1 protein-coding gene is annotated in these 240 nt (G+C 56.7%); it reads left to right on the top strand.

The features are described 5' to 3' along the window. On the top strand, positions 1-240 hold a 240-nt coding region (locus ACTHS3_RS18510; protein ID WP_440368874.1), incomplete at both ends, for an NYN domain-containing protein.

Below are 240 nucleotides of genomic sequence, written 5' to 3'. Positions count from 1 at the left end.
ATCATCGACCGCCTGCTCGAAGAAGTTGCCAAATACGGCATCGCCAGCGTCAAACGCATCTACGGCGACTGGAGCCACGGCCTTTCCAAATGGAAAGCCGCCCTCCTGCCCCACGCCATCATCCCCGTCCAACAATTCGCCTACACCAAAGGCAAAAACGCCACCGATATGGCGCTGGTCATCGACGCGATGGATTTGCTATACAGCGGCAATTTCGACGGCTTCTGCATCGTATCCAGC

Source organism: Neisseria sp. P0009.S007 (assembly GCF_051962515.1).
Note: the sequence above shows the minus strand (reverse complement) of the source record. Positions and strands in the feature narration are given on the sequence as shown.